We start from the raw sequence: 18998 nt of genomic DNA, 5'->3' as shown, positions 1-18998 counted from the left end.
CGCTCACATCATGAATCCGCCGTCGCAGACCAGGGTCTGGCCGGTGACGTAGTCGGACTCGGGGACGGTCAGCAGGTAGACCGCGTTGGCGGCGTCCACCGGGGTGCCGGCCCGGCCGAGCGGGATCATGTGTTCCGCCGCCGCGAGCAGGTCCGGGTTGACGCCCACCTTGATCTGCCGGCCCTGCACGTCGATGGTGCTGTCCCCGGCGGCGGACGCGTCGGTGAGCCGGGTGCGGATCAGCCCGAACGCGACCGTGTTCACGGTGACCTGGTAGCGGCCCCATTCCTTGGCCAGCGCCCGGGTCAGGCCGGTGACGCCCGCCTTGGCCGCGGCGTAGTTGACCTGGCCGGCGTTGCCGTGCAGGCCGGCCACCGAGGAGATGTTGACGACCTTGCGTACCGGCACCGGATCGCCGGCCGCCAGCGCTCGCTTGACGGCCGCGGAGATCACCGGCTGGGCCGCGCGGAGGATCCGGAACGGCGCCTTGAGGTGCACGTCGAGGATGGCGTCCCACTGGTCGTCGGTCATCTTCTGGATGACGGTGTCCCAGGTGTAGCCGGCGTTGTTGACGATGACGTCCAGGCCGCCGAAGCGGTCCACCGCGGTGTCGACGAAGCGCTGCGCGAAGTCGCCGTCGGTGACGCTGCCGGCGCAGGCGACCGCCCGGCCGCCGGCCGCCTCGATGTCGGCGACGGTCCGGGCGGCGGGCTCGGCGTCGAGGTCGTTGACCACGACCGCCGCGCCCTCGGCGGCGAGCTTGCGGGCGATCTCCCGGCCGATGCCGCGCCCGGAGCCGGAGACGATGGCGACCTTGCCGTCGAGCTTTGCCATGGGCGGCGATCCTTTCGTACGCGATGGTCAGGAGAGGTCGATGACCGCCTCGCCGGTCAGCGTGGTGGTGCCGTCGGCGAGGGTCACGGCGAGCGCGACGGTGGCCCGCCCGTCGCGGACGGAGACCACCCGCCCGGTGCACGTCGGCTCGGCGTGCACCGGGGTGACGGCGACGAACCGGACCCGGTAGGTGCGGATCCGGTGCTGCGGCACCCACCCGGTCAGCAGCCGGCCGAGGTACGCCATGGAGAGCATGCCGTGGGCGAAGACGTCGTCGAGGCCGGCGGAGCGGGCCACGTCGAGGTCGATGTGGATCGGGTTGTGGTCGCCGGAGGCGCCGGCGAAGAGCGCCAGCGTGGTCCGGGTGATCGGCGGCAGCCGCAGCGGCGGCAGCTCCGTCCCCTCGCGCAGGTCGTCCACCATGGTCACGAGGCCACCTCCGGATCGCGTACGACGATGACGGCGGTCGCCTCGGCCACCAGCCGGTCGTCGCGCCGGATGTCGGTCCGCTTGACCAGGAACTCCAGCGCGCCGCCCTTGCGGGTGTAGACGTCGATGATCCGCGGCCGCAGCTCGACGGTGTCCCCGGCGTAGACCATCGCGTGGTAGCTGAACTCCTGCTCGCCGTGCAGCACCCGGCGCAGGTCCACACCGAGGTCGGCGAGGTACGACCACGGGTCCGGGGACTCCATCTCCAGGCTGAAGAAGAAGGTGGGCGGCACCGGCAGGTCCGGGTGGCCGGCCGCGCGGGCGGCGGCCGGGTCCACGTACACCGGGTCGGTCTCGCCGATGACCTGGGCGAACATCCGCAGCCGCCCGCGCTCGACGGTGACGGTGACCGGTGGGAAGGCCAGTGCCCGGGCCTTGTCGGGGTCGACGGGCATCGCCTCAGCTCCGCTTCTCGTAGAGGGTGACCACGGCGGCCCCGCCGAGGCCGATGTTGTGCTGCAGGGCGACGGTGACGCCGTCGACCTGCCGGGCCCGCGCCTCGCCGCGCAGTTGCCAGACCAGTTCGGCGCACTGGGCCAGCCCGGTCGCGCCGAGCGGATGGCCCTTCGACAGCAGGCCGCCGGACGGGTTGGTGACCACCCGGCCGCCGTAGGTGTGGTCGCCGTCGGCGATGAACTTCTCGGCGGTGCCCTCCGGGGTCAGCCCGAGCGCCTCGTAGCTGATCAGCTCGTTGGCGGTGAAGCAGTCGTGCAGTTCCACCACGCGCAGGTCTTCGGGGCCGACGCCGGAGTCCTCGTACACCTGCCGCGCGGCGGCCCGGGACATGTCGTAGCCGACGAGCGTGCGCAGGTCGCCGCTGTCGAACGTCGACGGGCCGTCGGTGACCATCGCCTGCGCCCGGATCGCCACGTCGGTGCGCAGGCCGCGCGCGCGGGCGAAGTCCTCGCTGCACAGCACCACCGCCGCCGCGCCGCAGGTGGGCGGGCAGCACTGCAGGCGGGTCAGCGGGCCGTGGATGTGCGGCGAGGCGAGCACCTCCTCGACGGTGACCGGGTCGCGGAACACCGCGTACGGGTTGTGCGCCGCGTGCCGGCGGGCCTTCACGGCGATCGCGGCGAAGGTCTCCGGCCGGGTGCCGTACCGCTCGGCGTAGGCGGCGCCCGCGCCGCCGAAGTAGCGGGCGGCCAGCGGGGCGTCACCGGGACCCTGGATGCGGTCGGAGACCTCGTGGAACCGGTCGAACGGGGTGGGCCGGTCCGACCAGTGCGTGGTCAGCGCCCCGCGCTGCATCTGCTCGAAGCCCAGGGCGAGGACGCAGTCCGCCGCACCGGACTCGACGGCCTGGCGGGCCAGGAACAGCGCGGTGGAGCCGGTGGAGCAGTTGTTGTTGACGTTGACGACGGGGATGCCGGTCTGCCCGACCCGGTACAGCGCCGCCTGGCCACATGTCGAGTCGCCGTACACATATCCGACGTACGCCTGCCGGATCCGGGCGTAGTCCAGCCCGGCGTCGGCGAGCGCGACCCGGGTCGCCTCTTCGCCCAGCACGTCGTACGGCTGACTGGTCCTCGGTGTGGCGAACGGGACCATCCCCACGCCCACCACGAGCGCTCGCCGACCCATCACCACTCCTCACTAGCGGCTGTTCACTTGCCCGCCCGAGGAAGAGACTAGGCCACGCGATCGAGGGACATCAAGCGCACGGAAATTCATCGATCGCCTTGATATCGAGCAACGTCTATCAATAGGCTGGCCTGGTTCCCGCTCAACCCCGACCCGAAAAGGGAGTGTGAACCGTGCGTCTGCCCAAGCTGTCCCGGATCCTCGCCACCCTCGCGGCCGTGACGCTCACGGCGCTGGGCGCGGTCGCCGTCGACCCGGCACCGGCCTCCGCCGCCCTCCGCAACGTCTGCTACAACACCAGTCAGGCCGGCCCCTTCGCCAGCTACGCCGTCCAGGCCGCCTCGATCTGGAACAACTCCACCAACAACATCAACATGGCCCAGTGCGGCTCGAACCTGATGATCTACTACACCTACGGCGGCGGCTCGTACGCCCAGCGCACCAGCCTCGGCAACGGCCGCGTGGTCATCGACTACTACCAGGCCCAGCAGTACTCGCCGCTGCGGATCATGACCCACGAGATCGGGCACATCCTCGGCCTGCCCGACAACTACAACGGCAACTGCGCCATCCTGATGTCCGGCGGCAGCGCCGGCACCAGCTGCACCAACCCGTACCCGAGCTCGGCTGAGGCCGCCCGGGTCGACTCGCTGTTCGGCTTCGCCGTCCGCAGCGCCACGACGAGCCAGGTCTTCCGCGACAGCTGGCCCGCGCCCGTGACGGCCGGCGCCCAGCGCTGACCATCCCCACGGCCGGGGTCGGCGGCAGTCGCCGACCCCGGCCGTGCCCGGGATCGCCGCCCCTGACGGTCTCCACGCTGGTGGCGCTGGCTGCGGCGACTCATCCCCGCCCCGGCTGCTCGGTCAGGATGGTGCAGCCGTCGGCGGCGGCAGCGAGGAGGGCGCTCGCTGTGTCGAGCCGCTCGACCGCGAGACAGGTGGTGGCGAACTCCCGCCAGCGGAACGGATCAACGGTCAGCAGCACCGCGGCTGGATGATTGACCAGCAGCTCGAGACGGCCGGCGTCGACGTTCGACCGGTACGCCTCAGCCAGGCACAGCACGGGTAGCCCGAAAAGCCCGCCCTCGTCGGCGATCTTGGTGATCGCCTCGCCCACGGCGCTCGACCCGGTGGTGAACGCGATGATCGCGGACGTGTCGAGGACGGCCCGGATCGGGGCGTCGTTCATCCGGTGTCTGCGGCCATCCCGCTCCGAACGCCCGGCTCGGCCGGATGCGCCGTCGGTACGCCGGCTTCCCGGGGTTCGCCACATCGGGTAGGCGGTGGTCCCGTCGGGCAGAGTGAACGGGTCGTGGGGGACGTAGCCGTGCCGGGCGTACAGGTCTCGATCGGCGAGGGTCGTCGCCTCGGTGTACGCGGGGAGGAGGGCCTGTCCCATCCGGACGTTGCTGTTGACCAGCAGGGTGGTGGCACGCCTGAGGCGGCGGGGGTTCGGGGCGACCGCGAAGAACGCCAGATGATTGTGGGGACCGGCGGGTCGGTGCGCGCGCAGGACCTCGTCGAGGCGGAGGAAGCGGTCGAGGTGTTCGCCGGACGCGACGGCGAGCCGCTCGCCGTAGGCGGGAGCCGGGATGGGTCCGTACCGGTGCAGCCATACCGCGGCGGCGGAGTGGTCCGGCAGGAGATAGGCCTCACCGAACAGGAGAGCCTGCTCGACCCAGACCTGGACGACGGCGCTGAGGACATCACGTCGGCGGCGTTCGTCGGGTACCAGCCATGCGCCGACAGCGCTGCTGGCGAAGGAGCCGACGACCAGATCGACAATCTGCGGGGTGTCCCGCCATCGAGCGCGGCAGACGGGCATGGAGTGGTTCACGGAGTGCTCCTGGTGGCAGACGATGCGGTGCGCGGAAGACGGTTGTCGTGGGGGTGGGGCCCGGTGCTGACGCCCGAAGCCCGAGGTAGGCGGGATCGCGGGCGCCGGCCCGTGCGCGAGAAGCGGAGGCGGGCGGGAGCGGGGCCGGCGGTGCCGCACAGGGCGGATGCCGGGCCGGTCAGCTGGTAGCCGTGCCGGCATCACCGCGCAGGCCGTCCACAGTGTTCGTGGCTGTAAGGCCTCGACGTGGTGTGCCGCAGTTGCTCAGGCCGGTGTCGGGTCCGGTCGCCGTGAGCGGCCCGCGAGTGTGTCGCACCTGCTGCCGGGGCAGCCGAGAGGCCGCAGGCTCGGGACCCACGACCCAAGCACGGCGTCGGCCGGAACGGCCGTCCCACCGCCGGAGCCGCTGCCGGCCGCGCTGCCGGGCGCCGCGGGCGTCACGCCAGGGGCCGGGCTCGGCTCGGCCGGCCACCGCCGTGGTGTCTCGTCGGCAACCGTCGGTGCCGGCTGCTGAGCGCCTGCCGGCCGTGCCAGCGGTGCCCACGACGAGGCTGGCGGATGAACCGCGACCGGCGACGGCGTGGAGCGCGGGTTGGTGACAGGCGCGGCCCCGGGCGCGCCGACGGCCGGCGGCCCGCCGACGACGGGGCCGGCGGGAGGAGTTGCCGGCGTCGCGGGTGCGCCGATGATCGGTTGCGCCAGGTCGAGGACCGGAGGCAGCGCCTCAACGATCGGCTCGACGACCGGCCGGACGACATCGCCGACCGGCTTGAGCAGTCCTGTCCCGCCGATCTCTGCCACGACGGGCGAAGCGAGGTCCACGACAGGACGAGTGACCGGTCTGATCGCCTCGACAACTGTCGCGGGGCGGGCGACGTCGATCGCGGCGGCTACCGGTGCCGGCACCGCTGAGCGCTCACCGGCAGGTACCTGGGCCGGGGCCGCCAGGCCCGGGCTCGTGACCGTCCCGCCAAGGCCGACGCGGGCTTGCGCACCCACCGTCGCCGAGCCGTCCGAAGCATGCCGCGTACAGGTCAGCGAAATGTCGAGAACCGGTGTGCGAGCGCTCAGCAGGTCGCCGAGCAGGCAGGCCCGGGCAGGCTCGACCGCCTGAGCGGCGTCATCCGTGACCGCCTCGTGCAGGCCCCACACGCCGAACGCGCCACCGATCAGGAGCACTCCACGCAGTGTCCACCGAGCCAGTCGGCCTCGACACCGCAACAACGGGACACCTCTCAGGGAAGCATTTCCTGGTCGCACCCAGGCCCTGCGATTGTGCCCGGCGTGACCGAGCGAACATGTCCCGACACACCGTGAGATTGATGAAGGCGAGAAGGGCCCGCCTTAAGTGACCTTGACGTACACGCTGCCGCTGGTGACCGCCGCGGCGGTCGGGCTGCCCGCGAACACGTAGCGCCAGTAGCCGCTCACGGACGCGGTGACCTTCACCGTGACCTCGCCGACCTGGTCGACCGTCACGCTCTTCACGTTGGCGTACGTGCTGCCGCCCGCCTTCTTGAACTGCAGCGTGACCGCCTGGCCCGGGTAGCCGCTGTAGGGCATCCGCTCCCAGTTCGCCTGGGAGAGCGTGCCCTGGACGGAGATGGTCTTGCCCGCGGTCACCGACGTCGGCGTGGCGGTGGTGGTCAGCGTGGTCTGGCGCAGCAGCGGGAAGGTGGCCGCCGCCCGCCGGTCGGTGAAGCTCCTGCCGTCGTTGCTGGTCGCGCGGACGGCCACCTGCCACGCGCCGGCCAGGTTGTTCCTGCCGAGGCTGAGTCTCGGATCGACCCGGAAGGTCGCCTGGCAGGTCGCGGTGGTCGTGCTGGTCGGGGTGCAGACCGTGGCCGCCCCGCTGACCAGCACGGAATCAGGGCCGGCGGACGAACCGCGGGGGAGGTAGCCGCGGGACGGGCCGCGCCTGAGGTAGACGTCGCCCGCGGCGATGCCGGCCGGGTCGGTGGCGGTGAACGTGGCGGTGAACTCGGCCACGCCGGACGGGGTCAGGACGACCGGCCTACCGCCGTTGACCACCACGTTGGACACCCTGGTGGCGCCGACCGTCTCGTCGGCCTGCGACGCCGGGCCGGCGAAGGCCCGGATGACGGTACGCCGGAGGGTGTCGCCGGAGTCGTCGGCCGCCGTGGCGCGCAACGAGACGAAGGCGGCGGTGGACGGCACCGTCAGCTCGACCGAGGCGCGGTCCGCCGAGCCGGAGACGGGCAGCGTCGCCCAGGTCGCGCCGTCGTCGGTCGAGTACTCCAGGCCGGTCAGGGTCGTCGCCGCGCCCGGGCGGCGCGAGGTGGCCGTCGCGTTGATCCTCATCGGCGCGAGCGGGGCCGTGTTCTGGGTGTCGAGGCCGGTCGTCGTGAAGCCGATGTCGACGAGGGGCAGCGGGTCGCTGTACCGGACGCCGGCGGACAGGAATCGCCACTCGCTGCGGACCTCGGTGGAGAGCCGGGACCAGGACGCGACCCGGGTGACGGTGTGGTTCAGCTGGTAGACCGTCGACACTGACGGCACCGTCGCGGACACGGACTGGTACGGCGACAGGCCGCTGGCCGAGATGTAGGGCTCTCCGCCGGAGCTGAGGTTGATCGACACCTTCGCGTCCCGGTCGAGCCCCAGGTTCCCGGCGGCGTCGCTCAGGGCCGGGTACTCGTAGATCCACATCCGGGTGATGTCCCGGTAGGAGTCGCTGCCGGGGGCCCGACGCGGGGCGAACGGCGCGCCACCGATCGTCTCACCAGCCGACAGGCCCGCCGGCAGGACCCGCTCCGTCAGGGTCATGTCCTGCGCCGTGGGACGGTAGTTCAGCAGCCGTCCGAAGGACTGGCTGGGCGTCACGTACTCGGTGAGGGTGCCCGGGACCGCGACGGGCGACGGGAGGTAGACACCGGTCCAGTCCCCCGCGGTGTACGGCACGGTCTGCAGCGTGCCGTTGGTGGCCCTCGCCTGCCCCCGGACGGCGGTGGTCGTGACGGCCAGCCCGGCCCGGGTCACGTTCGCCACCGGCGTGGCCGGCACGGTGCCGTCGAAGCTGCGGTAGAGGTCGTACCGGTAGGGGCCCGGCACGTACTCGGACGTCCCCCGCTTCACCAGGAGTTCGTGCAACCGCAGCGAGGCGCCGGGCACGGAGAACGGCGTCACGTACGTCTTCTCGGCCCCGCCGCCGGCGAAGCCGGCCAGCCCGCCGGGCACGGAGATCCACACCGCGGAGGTGTAGCGGGTGGCGGTGGGGTCGTCGACCGCGATCCGCGTCTCCTTCGCCGTGCTCTCGTCGAACCGGACGGTGGCGCCGGCACCGGCGACCTGGAAGGTCCGGGTGAGCAGGTAGCTGCCGCCGCCCGACTGGCTGTATAGCGCGACCGCGAAGTAGTTGCCGTCGGGCAGTTGCACGCTGCCGTTCGGGGTGAACTCCTCGTCCTTGACCGAATAGGAGGTCCAGGTCTGGCGGTCCCACACGTAGAGGAGCTTGAAGGCGACCGCCGTCGGGCTGGCGATGGTGAGGGTCACCGGGTAGGCGCCGGCCGTGACCGTGGCCGATCCGCGCGCTCCGGCCCGCACCCGCACCGCCTGGGCCCGGTGGCCGGTGGGCTGCACCCGCAGCTTCCCGCCGGCCGCCCCGTACGCGAAGCGCCCGGGCCGGACGGAGTTGCCCGCCGGGAGGACCCGGAACGGCGACACCGAGCGGGTGTCCGCGCGCATCAGCTCCAGCCGCTCGCCGGTGGCGAGCCGGACCGCCTGCTGCGGGCCGCGCACCGTGGTGACGGAGGCCTTGGCGGCGGCGCGATCCACAGTGGGTGGAGCGGCGGAGGCGGCTCCGGACAGGGTGGTGACCAGGGCGGTCAGGGACGCGACGGCGAGAAGCCGGTATGACGCCATGAAGTTCTCCCCGTGATGGCGCGGCTGGTCGCGTCCGGACACGCGGAACGCGGGGCTCACCGTAGCATCGACGGGCGTCCTTCCACGGTGCCCGTTCGTCCGGTTGTCAGTCGGCGTGATGGGCGGCGAGGTGGGCGAGCATCGTCTGGTTGGCCTCCCAGCCGTCCGGGAACTTCACCGGCACGTCCAGGTGCATCCGCTCGGTCGACGGGTGCGCGTCCAGCAGCTCCGGGATCCCCGCCCGCGCCACCACGAGACACGCGTGCCGGTGCCGGGACGCCAGCACGCACAGCCGCCCCGACTCCAGGTGGAACGCGGTCGCGTCGCGCCGCCCGGACAGCGGGTGCAGCACGATCGTCACGTCGTACTCCCGGCCCTGGAGCCGGTTGGCGGTGTCCACGGTGATGCCCGCGCCGGCCGCGCCGAGCCGCGCCCGGATGGCCGCCGCCTGGTCGCGGTGCGCGGCCCCGACGGCGATCCGGTCCGCGGTCACCGGCGCGCCGCCGGGGGCCTGCTCGGAGACCGCGATCGCGCCGCGCCGCAGCACCCGCAGCGCCAGCTCCGCGCAGGCCGCCGCCGCCTCCCCATCGGTACGCAGGGTGTGCCGGGCCGGCAGCTCGTACAGCCCCCAGCCGGTGCGGGCCGCCAGCTCGACGGTCGCGTCCAGCCGGTCCCCCGGCCCCGGCTCGGTGAACGTCAACGCCCGGTCGGCCGGCCCGGTGCCGGCGCGGAACCCGGTGAACGGGTAGAACGCCGCCGCGACCACCGGCGCGGCCGAGGCCGGCAGCCGCCAGGACACCGGCAGTCGGTGTACGGGCAGGTCCGGGTTGTGCCGCAGCAGGGTGGCCACCGCCGACTGCATCGGATCCCAGGTCAGGCCGGTCCAGCGGGCCGTCTCGACGGTGGAGAACGGGTCGAGCTGGCCCGGATCCCCCACGAACAGCGCCCGCTCGAACCGCCCGGCCACGCGCAGCAGGGCGTCCGAGCGCATCTGGTACGCCTCGTCGACGATCGCCCACGGCCAGGTGCCCTCGGCGACCGTGGCCCACTTGGCGGCCGTACCGATGACGACGGCCGGATCGCCGAGGTCGGCGACCTTCGCGGCGACCCGGACCGTGGCGTGGTCCCGTACCCGGTCCGAGGGCCGGTAGTCGGTCGCGGAGAGCCGGCCGATTCGCAGCTCGGGGGCCTTGCGGACGAGCCGGTCGATGAGGTCGTCGACCTGCTCGTTGGTCTGCGCGACGATGATCAGCGGCTCGCCGGTGGCGGCCAGTTCGGTGGCGGCCCGGACCACGAGGGTGGACTTGCCGGCGCCGGGCGGGGAGTCGACGACCACGCCGCGGTGCTCCCCGGAGCGCAGGTCGGCCAGCACGGCGGTGATGACCCGTTCCGCCTCGACGGCGGGCGGCACGGCCAACCCGGCGTGCATGGACCACTCCCCTCGACCTGGCCGCTGCCCGGCCACGATACGAGGAGGGTACGGTCCGGCGGCGGCCGTCCGCTTCCGGCGGCCCGGGCAGCGGTGCTGCCCCGGTGAGTCGTTCGTGACGTCACCCCCACAGGCGGCCGAGGAGAGGCACCGGGCCGCCACGAGCCGTGCCAGGGACTCAGACCAGCTGGCCCGCCGGTGCGGTGGGCAGCGCTCGCGCCGGCTGCCCGGGAACGACCACGTTCAGTGCCGGCATCGTCACCGTCACGATGAGTCCGCCACCGTTGCGGGGCTGCGCGTGCACGGCGCCGCCGTGCGCCTGGGCCACCGCCCGCACGATCGACAGGCCGAGCCCGAAGCCGCGTCCGGCACCGGCCCGGTCGTGGCCCCGGCCGGCCGGCCCGGCCACCCGGTCCTGGCGCAACCGCCGGAACGGCTGGAAGATCGTCTCCAGGTCGTAGCTGGGCACCGCCGGGCCGGTGTTGGCGACCACCAGGGTGGCGCGACCGTCGACGGTGCCGGTGCTGACCTCGACCTCGCCGCCGGCCGGCAGGTTGTGCCGGACCGCGTTCTCCACCAGGTTCTGCGCCAGCCGTTCCAGCAGCACCGGGTCGCCGGCCGTGGGGGCGGGTGCGAGGTGCCGGCGTACGGTCAGCTCCGGCGTCCCGGCCGCCGCCTGGTCGAGGAGATGGCCGGCGATCTCGGCGAGGTCGACGGGGGTGCGGTCGACGACCTGCTGCTCCGAGTCGGCCAGGGTGAGCAGCCCGTCGATGAGCCGTTCATGGCGTTCGTTGATCGCCAGCAGGGTCTCGCCGAGCTGCCGCAGTTCGGCGGAGGCGCCCGGCCGGGACACCGCCACCTCCAGCAGCGACCGGTTGAGTGCCAGCGGGGTACGCAGCTCGTGCGAGGCGTTCGCCACGAACCGGCGCTGGCCGTCGAAGGACCGGTCGAGCCGCTCCAGCATCAGGTCGAACGTGTCGGCGAGTTCCTTCACCTCGTCGCGGGGCCCGTCCAGCGCGATCCGCTCGTGCAGCCCCCGGCCGGCCGTGCCGGCGGCGATCCGCTGGGCGGTGCCGGTGATCTGCTGCAGCGGCTGCAACGCCCGGCCCGCGATCAGCCAGCCGAAGGCGAGGGCGACCGCCGAGATCAGCAGCAGCGCGATCCCGCCCTGGGTGAGCAGCGACTCCAGCGCGTTGCGCTTCGCCTCGTCCTGGGCCTCCTGGATCAGGATCCGCAGCTGGTCGGCCGCGCCCAGGCCGGGCAGCTTGCCGAGCGGCTTCTCGATGATCTGGGCCTTGACCCCGGTCAGCGGCTCCCGCATCCGCTGGTTCACCAGCACGTACGTGACGGCGAGCAGGACCACGCCGGCCAACAGCAGCAGGCCGCCGTGGACCAGGGTCAGCCGGGCCCGGATGGTCAGTCGTTTCACCTGATCTGATACCCCACTCCCGGTACCGTCTCGACGACCTGCGGGTCGCCGAGCTTGCGGCGCAGCTTCATCACGGTCACCCGGACCACGTTGGTGAACGGGTCGATGTGCTCGTCCCAGGCCCGTTCCAGCAGTTCCTCGGCGGAGACCACCGCCCCGCCGGCCCGGAGCAGCTCGGCCAGCACCGCGAACTCCTTGCGGGACAGCGCCACGTACCGGCCGTCGCGGTAGACCTCCCGGCGGGCCGGGTCGACCACGATGCCGGCCCGGGCGAGTTTCGGCGGGGCCGCCGGCCGCGCCCGCCGGGCCAGCGCGTGCACCCGGGCGGAGAGTTCGACCAGGGCGAACGGCTTGACCAGGTAGTCGTCGGCGCCGAGGGCCAGCCCGGCCACCCGTTCCCGGACGGCCGCGGCGGCGGTCAGCATCAGCACCCGGGTCTCGGTGCCGCTGTCCACCACCGCCCGGCAGACGTCGTCGCCGTGCACCACCGGCAGGTCCCGGTCGAGCACCACCACGTCGTAGTCGGTGACGCCGAGCCGCTCCAGCGCCGCGTCCCCGTCGTAGGCGACGTCCACCGCGAACGCCTCCCGGCGCAGCCACTCCGCGATGGAGTCGGCCAGCAACGTCTCGTCCTCGACCACCAGCACCCGCACGCCTTCCATGGTGCCGCGCCCGCCGATAACGGCGGCGTTAACGCCGGTGGTTACGCCCGGGATACCGCCCTCGCGGTCGAGTGGTCCGTATCGGCCGGCGGTCCGCGCCGGCCCGGAGGAAGGAGTTGTGCCATGCGCCGACGAATGTCGGGCACGCTGCTCGTCCTGCCGCTGCTGCTGAGCCTGGCGGTGGCCGGCTGCGGCGGCGGTGACCGGGACGGGGAGCAGGTGGCCACAGCCGGTGGCGGTGCCGGCGGCGCCTCGCCCAGCGCCACCGTGGCCCCGGTGAAGGACGAGGACCGGCAGCGCGAGTTCGCCAAGTGCATGCGGGAGAACGGGGTGCCGGACTTCCCCGACCCGGAGCCCGGCGAGGGCGGCGGTTTCAAGATCCGCATGCCCGAGGGGACCGACAAGTCGAAGGTCCAGGGGGCCATGGAGCAGTGCCGCAGCCTGCTGCCCAACGGCGGCAAGGCGATCAAGCTCGACCCGGAGCAGGTGGAGAAGGTGCGGGCGCTGGCCAGGTGCATGCGGGAGAACGGGGTGCCGAACTTCCCCGACCCGGGCCCGGACGGCAGCATCGAAATCAGCGGCGGCGCCGGGTTCGATCCGGACAGCCCGACGATGCGGGCCGCGCTGGAGAAGTGCCGCCAGGAGGGCGCGCCGCTCATGCTGAAGCGGAAGCCGTGACCGCGCGCAGCGAGCCGGATCTGCGGGCCCCGCAGGCACCGGCCCCGGTCAACGCCAGCACCACCGTGGCGACGGCCGCCGCGCCGGCCGATCCGCCAGCGACGCAGGCGTCGACCGGTGAACGCGGCCGCCGTCGGCGTCGCGCGCGTACCCCGATCGTGGTCGCCTCGGCGGTGGTGGTCGCCGCCGCGGCGGGCGTCACCGCCGCGGTCGCGGACGGTGGCCGCGACGGGGGTACGCCGGCCCGCGGCGGCCTGCCACCGGCGACCGCCCAGGTCACCCGGCAGACCCTGACCGACACGGAGAGCTTCGACGGGGAGCTCGGCTACGGCGCCACCCACACCGCGGCGGCCCGCGGCGGCGGCACCGTCACCTGGCTGGCCGACACCGGCAGCCAGGTCGCGCGGGGCAAACCGCTGTACGCGGTCGACGACGCGAAGGTGGTGCTGCTGTACGGGTCGCTGCCGGCCTACCGGACGCTGGGGCCGGGCATGTCCGGCGCGGACGTGCGGCAGTTGGAGCGGAACCTGGACGCACTCGGCTACTCCGGCTTCACCGTCGACGACGAGTACACCTCGGCCACCGCGGACGCGGTGCGGGACTGGCAGGAGGACCTCGACCTGCCGGAGACCGGCCGGGTCGAGCTGGGCCGGGTCGTCTACGCCCCCGGCCCGGTGCGGGTGGAGAGCCACGAGGCGGACGCCGGCGACCCGGCCCAGCCCGGGCAGGCGGTGCTGACCTGGACCGGCACCACCCGGGTGGTGACGGTGTCGCTGGAGGTCGACGACGAGCGGCTGGCGAAGAAGGGTGCCAAGGTGACCGTCACCCTGCCCAACGGCAAGGAGGTCGCCGGGACGGTCGCCACGACGGAGACGGTGATCGAGACCGGGGGCGGCGGTGGGGCCGGCGGCCAGAACGAGCCGACCACCACCATCGAGGTCACCGTGACCGTGGCCGACCCGAAGGCGCTGACCGGCTTCGACCAGGCCTCGGCCAAGGTGGCGTTCACCGCCGCCGAGCGCCGGGACGTGCTGACCGTGCCGGTCGCCGCGCTGCTCGCGCTGGCCGAGGGCGGGTACGGCGTGCAACTGGTCGAGGGCTCGACCACCCGGACCGTGGCCGTGACGACCGGCCTGTTCGCCGCCGGCCGGGTGGAGGTCTCCGGTGCCGGGCTGACCGAGGGCGCGACCGTGGGGATGCCGACGTGACCGGGGTCGTCGACCTGGCCGGGGTGAGCAAGGTCTACCCGGGCGGCGTGCGGGCCCTCGACGGGGTGTCGCTGACCATCGACCACGGCGAGCTGGTCGCGATCGTCGGCCCCTCCGGGTCGGGCAAGTCGACCATGCTGCACCTGGTCGGCACCCTGGATCGCCCGTCCACCGGCCGGGTACGCATCGACGGGCACGACGTGGCGACGCTCACCGACCGGCAGCTTTCCGCGCTCCGGTCGTCCCGGATCGGCTTCGTCTTCCAGCAGTTCCACCTCGCGCCGAACGTGCCGGTCCGCGACAACGTCGCCGACGGGCTGCTCTACGCGGGCGTACCCCTGCGGGAGCGGCGGCGGCGCGCGGAGGCCGCGCTGGTCCGGGTGGGGTTGGGGCACCGGCTCGCCCACCGGCCGCACGAGCTGTCCGGCGGCGAGCGGCAGCGGGTGGCGATCGCCCGCGCGGTGGTGGGTGAGCCGGCGCTGCTGCTGGCCGACGAGCCGACCGGCAACCTGGACTCGGCGTCCGGCGCCGCGGTGCTGGCGCTGCTGCGCGACCTGCACGCGACCGGGACGACCATCGTGGTGATCACGCACGACCTGGAGATCGCCGCCGGTCTGCCCCGCCGGGTGCAGATGCGCGACGGTCGGATCGTGGCCGACCACCGACCGGCGGAGGTGTCGGCATGAGTAGCGGGCTCGGCGTGCTGGACGGCGGTCCCACGGCCCAGCGCGGTGCCGGCGAGCGCCGGCCGCCGCGGCTGGCGCCCGCCCGGCTGCGGCCCCGCGACGTGCTGCGGGTCGGTGGGGTCGGGCTGCGCACCCGGCCGCTGCGGGCGTTCCTGTCGGCGTTGGGCATCGCGATCGGGATCGCCGCGATGGTGGCGGTCGTCGGGATCTCCGCGTCGTCCCGGGCGGAGCTGGACCGCACCCTTGCGCGGCTCGGCACCAACCTGCTCACCGTCAGCCCGGGCAACACGCTCTTCGGCGGCGACGCCCAACTGCCGACCGAGTCGGTGGCGATGATCGGGCGGATCGGGCCGGTGCGGCAGGTCGCCGCCACCGGGCTGCTGGCCGACGCGCGGGTCTACCGGTCGGACCTGATCGCCCGGGGCGAGAGCGGCGGGATCGCCGCCCGGGCCGCCGGCCTGGAGCTGCGGGACACCGTCGGGCTGGAGGTGGCCAGCGGCGCCTGGCTCAACGCCGCCACCGCGCGCTACCCGGCGGTGGTGCTCGGGGCCACCACGGCCCGGCGGCTGGGCATCGGCGCCGCCGGTCCGGACGTGCAGGTGCAGGTCGGCAACCGGTGGTTCACCGTGGTGGGGATCCTCGCGCCCGCGCCGCTGGCGCCGGAGCTGGACCTGTCCGCGCTGGTCGGCTGGGACGCCGCAGCCTCGTACCTGGGCTTTGACGGGCACCCGACCACCGTGTACGCCCGGACGTCGGACACGGCGGTCGAGGCGGTGCGCGGGGTGCTCGGCGCCACGGCCAACCCGGAGGCACCCGACGAGGTGAAGGTGGCGCGGCCGTCCGACGCGCTCGCCGCGAAGCAGGCCACCGACGAGGCGTTCACCGGGCTGCTGCTCGGCCTCGGCGCGGTCGCCCTGCTGGTCGGCGGGGTCGGGGTGGCGAACACGATGGTGATCTCGGTGCTGGAGCGCCGCCCGGAGATCGGCCTGCGCCGGTCGCTCGGCGCGACCCGGGGCCAGGTACGCACCCAGTTCCTGGCCGAGTCCCTGCTGCTGTCCGCCCTGGGCGGCGTCGGCGGGGTCCTGCTCGGCAGCGGGGTCACGACGGCGTACGCGTTCTCCCAGGCGTGGCCGACGGTGGTGCCGGTGTGGGCGGTGGCCGGCGGGCTCGGGGCGACCCTGCTGATCGGGGCCCTCGCCGGGCTGTACCCGGCGATCCGGGCGGCCCGGCTCGCGCCCACCGAGGCGCTCGCCACGCCCTGACCGGTCCTGGCGGGTTGTGGCCGGTCACCCGGCCACAACCCGCCAATCCTGGTCCTCGGTCCGCTGCGTCCTCTCATCAGCGATCGCGGCCGGCGACCTCGCGAACGGCCTCGGCGACGGCCGCGTAGTCCTTCTTGAGGATCGCCCCGTGGTTGCTGGTGACCTTCGCCGCGATCTGGATGTTCGGGTTGCGGGTGGTCACCGCGTCGAGGCTGGTACGGATGCGTTCCTGCTCGTCGCCGCGGCTGCCGAAGGACGTTCCCGACGCGACCACGTACCGCGTCGGGACGGTGATGCGGTCCAGCACGGGGCCCAGCTCGCGCTCGCGGGAGAGCCGGCCGAGTTCGATGTTGCTGTTCGCCTGCTGTTCGGCGGTCATCCGCGGCGCCAGGCCCGTCGGGCGCAGCAGCGGCAGGAACCAGCTCATCCGCCGGAACAGCTTCCGGATCCGCTGCTCCATGGCGTCGTCGAGCCAGTCGTACGGGAACGCGCCGTCGACCAGGACCGCGCCCACGGTACGGTCCGGATGCCGGCTGGCCCAGTGCGCCCCGACGACCGCCCCGTAGGACCAGCCCACCAGCAGTGCCCGGTCCACGCCCCGGGCCGCGAGCACGGCGTCGACGTCCCGGACGGCTGCCTCGAAGGAATAGTCCGCCGAACGCTTCGATCTGCCGCGCGCCCGCTCGTCGTAGGTGATGTGCCGCCACCCCGTCCCCAGTTCGGCGATGACCCGCCGCCAGTAACCCTGGGTGGCGAACTGGCCGTTGAGGTAGACCACCGGGACGCCGGGACCGCCGGTGTCGGTGACGGCCAGGGCCGTGTCCTCGACCGGCACCAGGCCGGTCCACGTCGAACTGGTCGCGGAAGCGCTGATCTTCGTCATGGTTCTGCTCCTTCAGAGGCTGCTGGCGGTGATGTCGCCGTGGGAGGTGGTGGCGCGGATGTCGAGTTCGGTGCTGCCGTCGTTCTTGAGGGCGTTGCTGATACGGCCGTAGCCGGTGCCGGCGTCCAGGGCGGCCGAGACGCCGGGGGCGGCGGCGACCGAGATGTCGCCGGACTGGGTACACAGGACGACCGTGCCGCGCACGGCCTCGGTGATCCGGATGTCGCCCCGTGCGGTGCTGATCTCGGCGGGGCCGTTGAGCCGGCCGACCTCGACGTCGCCGTCGATCGCGGTAAGGCGGACGCGGGCGGCCTCGTCGATCTTGATCTGGCGGTACGCGCCGTCGACGGCGACGTCGCCGAGGCGGCCGACGCCACGGAACTCGGCGCTGGCGGCCCTGGCCTCGACGCCGGAGCCGGCGGGCAGCTGGACGGTGACCTCGACGGATCCGGCGGCGCCGACGAGCCGGTTGGCGGGCTCGGGGGCGTGGATCCGCAGGACGCCGTCGGCGTAGCCGACCGTGGTCTGCTCGGCGGTCTGGACGTCGCGGCTCTTGGCGGCGTTGGCGGGCCGGATCTCGACGACGGTGTCGGCCCGGTCGGCGGCGATAAACTGGATGCGTCCGGCGGGGATGGCCAGGACGGCGGAGATCGGGGCGGGGGTGTCGAACTTCTGCATCATGCGCTCCGGTGCTCGTTCGTTGTTTCCGATACGGGAAAAGCTACGTTGCTTTCCAGTCCTCGGCAACGCTTTTGTTGCACTGGACAGCAGTCTTCCCAGGTGGAGCTATAGAAATCGTTGCAACAGTCTCCGGAGTAACGCAACGAAAGCCAGTCGGCACATTGCAATGGATGAACAGTGAACGCTATCGTCAGGGGGTCAGGGACCGCCGGATGATCACCAGGGAGATCGCGATGCCGGGAGGCAGGCTCACCCAGCAGGAACGCCAGCAGATCGCGCTGGGGCTGGCCGACAGCCTCCCCTACGCCGAGATCGCCCGGCGCCTCAACCGGCCGACCTCGACGATCACACGTGAGGTGATGCGCAACGGCGGCCCCACCGCCTACCGCGCCGACCTGGCCCACCGCGCCACCGAACGCCGCGCGCACCGGCGCCGGCCCGCCCCCTCCCGCGGGCCGGAGTCAGTCCCCCAGCAAGCCGGACGCGACGCCGAGGCCCTGGCCGAGTACGAGGAGACCCTCACCACGGTGCTCATGGGCTCGGGCCTGAACAAGATGGGAGCCCGGGTGCTGACCTGCCTGTTCACCACCGACGCAGGCAGCCTCACCGCGTCTCAACTCGCCCAGCGCCTCCAGGTCAGCCCGGCGTCGATCTCCAAGGCGATCGCCTTCCTGGAGAGCCAGAGCCTCGTCCGCCGGGAACGCGACGAACGCCGCCGGGACCGGTACCTCGTCGACGACGAGCTCTTCTACCAGGCGACGATCGCCAGCGCCCGAGCCAACGACCAGCTCGTCGAGACCGCACGCCAGGGCGTCGCCATCCTCGGCCCGCACACCCCGGCCGCCGCCCGCCTGGAGAACATCGCCCGCTTCCTCGACTTCATCAGCGAGAGCATCACCCGCGCCGCCGAACAGGCCCGCGAAGTCCTGCACACCAGACCCGAAACGGCCCCCACCGACACCGGCATCCGCCGACAGCCATGATCGTTCTCGCCGATTCTGTTCGACGCGCCGTCCCGGTGAAGCTCGCCGAGGCCCTCGCCGCCTGACGCGACGTCACCGGAGGCAGCTGATCAGATCGGCAATGTCGCCGAAGACCCGCACTACCCCGGGGTCACCGGGCCACCCATGCGGTGGACCCCGCGTGCCAGGTCTGTCCCCGCGAGGCTCCAGACAGTGCCCGATCGGCAAGCAGGAACGCGCGCTGCACCACTCCGAAATCCTGGGGCAGCCGCTCTTCGAGGCGGTGTTTGCGCCGCCAGGCCGCCCACCGTGATTGGGCCAGCGTCGCGTAGCCGTCGAGGACCTCGCTCAGCGACACCGCCATCACCTCGCGATAAGCGGCAACCCGCCGCACGGCGGTGGCGAGTTCGTCCCCGTCCACATCGTGCTGGCCGGACAGCAGGTACACGTCGGCAAAATCGCGCCAGCGGGTGTTCGCCTCGCCCCGCTGTAG

Annotated in this window: 19 protein-coding genes; 6 read left to right on the top strand and 13 right to left on the bottom strand. The window is 73.2% G+C overall.

Features of this window, described 5'->3' with window-relative positions; genetic code table 11:
• Positions 1–3: 3 nt before the first annotated feature.
• Genes EFE23_RS18545 through EFE23_RS18530 form a run of 4 tightly spaced genes read right to left on the bottom strand, consistent with a single transcriptional unit; the run spans position 4 to position 2907 of the window.
• Positions 4–834 carry an SDR family NAD(P)-dependent oxidoreductase gene (locus EFE23_RS18545; RefSeq protein WP_123242198.1) on the bottom strand — a complete coding sequence of 277 codons (831 nt, stop codon included), beginning with the start codon at positions 832–834 and terminating at the stop codon, positions 4–6.
• A 27-nt stretch (positions 835–861) separates the two neighbouring features.
• Positions 862–1257 (bottom strand): MaoC/PaaZ C-terminal domain-containing protein, encoded by a 396-nt coding sequence (locus EFE23_RS18540; protein WP_123242217.1) that lies wholly within the window; start codon positions 1255–1257, stop codon positions 862–864.
• 2 nt (positions 1258–1259) lie between these two features.
• The gene (locus tag EFE23_RS18535; RefSeq protein ID WP_123242197.1) at positions 1260–1718 is read right to left on the bottom strand and encodes a MaoC family dehydratase N-terminal domain-containing protein; all 459 of its coding nucleotides are present in this window, start codon (positions 1716–1718) and stop codon (positions 1260–1262) included.
• Positions 1719–1722: 4 nt separating this feature from the next.
• Positions 1723–2907 carry a lipid-transfer protein gene (locus tag EFE23_RS18530; RefSeq protein ID WP_123242196.1) on the bottom strand — a complete coding sequence of 395 codons (1185 nt, stop codon included), beginning with the start codon at positions 2905–2907 and terminating at the stop codon, positions 1723–1725.
• 173 nt (positions 2908–3080) lie between these two features.
• On the opposite strand from EFE23_RS18530, the gene EFE23_RS18525 reads away from it, so the two are divergent.
• The gene (locus EFE23_RS18525) at positions 3081–3647 is read left to right on the top strand and encodes a snapalysin family zinc-dependent metalloprotease (RefSeq protein WP_123242195.1); all 567 of its coding nucleotides are present in this window, start codon (positions 3081–3083) and stop codon (positions 3645–3647) included.
• 100 nt (positions 3648–3747) lie between these two features.
• Here the strand turns inward: EFE23_RS18525 and EFE23_RS29010 are convergent, their stop codons facing one another.
• The 6 genes from EFE23_RS29010 to EFE23_RS18495 form a co-directional block, all read right to left on the bottom strand.
• Positions 3748–4743 (bottom strand): hypothetical protein, encoded by a 996-nt coding sequence (locus EFE23_RS29010; protein WP_233601053.1) that lies wholly within the window; start codon positions 4741–4743, stop codon positions 3748–3750.
• A gap of 264 nt (positions 4744–5007) precedes the next feature.
• On the bottom strand, positions 5008–5922 hold the full coding sequence (locus tag EFE23_RS28025) for a hypothetical protein (RefSeq protein ID WP_148058479.1): 915 nt from the start codon (positions 5920–5922) through the stop codon (positions 5008–5010).
• 165 nt (positions 5923–6087) lie between these two features.
• Positions 6088–8625 carry a hypothetical protein gene (locus EFE23_RS18510; RefSeq protein ID WP_148058478.1) on the bottom strand — a complete coding sequence of 846 codons (2538 nt, stop codon included), beginning with the start codon at positions 8623–8625 and terminating at the stop codon, positions 6088–6090.
• 106 nt (positions 8626–8731) lie between these two features.
• A complete protein-coding gene (locus EFE23_RS18505) occupies positions 8732–10054 on the bottom strand; it encodes an AAA family ATPase (protein ID WP_123242192.1) in 1323 nt (440 codons plus the stop codon).
• A 178-nt stretch (positions 10055–10232) separates the two neighbouring features.
• A complete protein-coding gene (locus EFE23_RS18500) occupies positions 10233–11483 on the bottom strand; it encodes a sensor histidine kinase (RefSeq protein ID WP_123242191.1) in 1251 nt (416 codons plus the stop codon).
• On the bottom strand, positions 11480–12136 hold the full coding sequence (locus EFE23_RS18495; protein ID WP_199737132.1) for a response regulator transcription factor: 657 nt from the start codon (positions 12134–12136) through the stop codon (positions 11480–11482). Before EFE23_RS18495 ends, EFE23_RS18500 begins: the two co-directional genes overlap by 4 nt.
• Positions 12137–12268: 132 nt before the next feature.
• Between EFE23_RS18495 and EFE23_RS18490 the strand changes: the two genes are divergently transcribed.
• The 4 genes from EFE23_RS18490 to EFE23_RS18475 all read left to right on the top strand — a co-directional run bounded on the left by EFE23_RS18490 (position 12269) and on the right by EFE23_RS18475 (position 15979).
• The gene (locus EFE23_RS18490; RefSeq protein WP_123242190.1) at positions 12269–12823 is read left to right on the top strand and encodes a hypothetical protein; all 555 of its coding nucleotides are present in this window, start codon (positions 12269–12271) and stop codon (positions 12821–12823) included.
• Positions 12824–12978: 155 nt separating this feature from the next.
• Positions 12979–14031 (top strand): peptidoglycan-binding protein, encoded by a 1053-nt coding sequence (locus tag EFE23_RS18485; protein WP_123242214.1) that lies wholly within the window; start codon positions 12979–12981, stop codon positions 14029–14031.
• Positions 14028–14717 (top strand): ABC transporter ATP-binding protein, encoded by a 690-nt coding sequence (locus tag EFE23_RS18480; protein WP_123242189.1) that lies wholly within the window; start codon positions 14028–14030, stop codon positions 14715–14717. Before EFE23_RS18485 ends, EFE23_RS18480 begins: the two co-directional genes overlap by 4 nt.
• Positions 14714–15979, top strand: a complete 1266-nt coding sequence (locus EFE23_RS18475) for an ABC transporter permease (protein ID WP_123242188.1) — start codon at positions 14714–14716, stop codon at positions 15977–15979. Before EFE23_RS18480 ends, EFE23_RS18475 begins: the two co-directional genes overlap by 4 nt.
• 76 nt (positions 15980–16055) lie before the next feature.
• On the opposite strand, the gene EFE23_RS18470 is transcribed toward EFE23_RS18475, so the two are convergent.
• Both EFE23_RS18470 and EFE23_RS18465 read right to left on the bottom strand, forming a co-directional pair.
• Complete coding sequence (locus EFE23_RS18470) at positions 16056–16862, bottom strand: alpha/beta fold hydrolase (protein ID WP_123242187.1); 807 nt, start codon at positions 16860–16862, stop codon at positions 16056–16058.
• Between the two features lie 12 nt (positions 16863–16874).
• The gene (locus tag EFE23_RS18465; protein ID WP_123242213.1) at positions 16875–17540 is read right to left on the bottom strand and encodes a DUF4097 family beta strand repeat-containing protein; all 666 of its coding nucleotides are present in this window, start codon (positions 17538–17540) and stop codon (positions 16875–16877) included.
• 236 nt (positions 17541–17776) lie between these two features.
• Between EFE23_RS18465 and EFE23_RS18460 the strand changes: the two genes are divergently transcribed.
• Positions 17777–18526, top strand: a complete 750-nt coding sequence (locus EFE23_RS18460) for a helix-turn-helix domain-containing protein (RefSeq protein WP_123242212.1) — start codon at positions 17777–17779, stop codon at positions 18524–18526.
• Between the two features lie 130 nt (positions 18527–18656).
• Here EFE23_RS18460 and EFE23_RS28225 read toward each other — a convergent pair.
• Positions 18657–18998, bottom strand: a 342-nt coding sequence (locus tag EFE23_RS28225; RefSeq protein ID WP_199737131.1) for a nucleotidyl transferase AbiEii/AbiGii toxin family protein, incomplete at its 5' end; no start/stop codon positions are given.

Origin of the sequence: Micromonospora solifontis (genome assembly GCF_003725545.1) — a bacterium.
GTDB lineage: Bacteria > Actinomycetota > Actinomycetes > Mycobacteriales > Micromonosporaceae > Micromonospora > Micromonospora solifontis.
Note: the sequence above shows the minus strand (reverse complement) of the source record. Positions and strands in the feature narration are given on the sequence as shown.